Here is a 501-nt window from a genome sequence, read left to right as displayed (position 1 = left end):
ATAGAACGCCTGTTTGCCATCGTTACGGGGCTCTTTCATCCCGCCATCTTCGTGAATCGTCAGCAAGATTTGGGAGAATTCGGCGCCCATCTGACGCGAGGTTTGGACACTGACGGTGGTGTTCACGATGCCGGGAATCCGGCTTTCCAGAATTCCTTCCGGTGGCATGACGGCGTAATGCGTCGTGAGCGCGGCCCGATGATGGGCAAATACTCCAGCTGGTTGGATCTGCTTGCTCGCCATATTGTCGTCCTTCAGTTGCTCGTAATTTCGATGACGCTTGCTTGGGGTTCTCTCTCAACGCCTGTGGTCGGCAACCCCGCCAATTCCAGCAGCGTGTGATAGAGGACCTCCGCCCCGGCCGCGCAGTCCTCGGGCGAACTCCATTCGGCGGGGCTATGGCTGATTCCGTGTCTGGACCGCACTATAATCTTGCCCTTCGGGCAGAAGACGTGGAACGATCCGGCATCGTGCCCGGCGCCACTGGGCTGCGAAATGGCT

At 58.7% G+C, this 501-nt stretch carries 2 pseudogenes; both read right to left on the bottom strand.

The features are described 5' to 3' along the window. Positions 1–243: pseudogene (locus tag ACFHWW_RS34180) on the bottom strand (hypothetical protein); the annotation flags it as partial. Positions 244–254: 11 nt separating this feature from the next. Continuing rightward, a pseudogene (locus tag ACFHWW_RS34175) lies at positions 255–501 on the bottom strand (hypothetical protein); the annotation flags it as partial.

The sequence above is a fragment of the Sinorhizobium sp. P24N7 genome, from assembly GCF_042436655.1.
GTDB classification, from domain to species: Bacteria; Pseudomonadota; Alphaproteobacteria; order Rhizobiales; family Rhizobiaceae; genus Sinorhizobium; species Sinorhizobium meliloti_A.
This window is presented reverse-complemented; position numbering and strand designations above follow the sequence as displayed.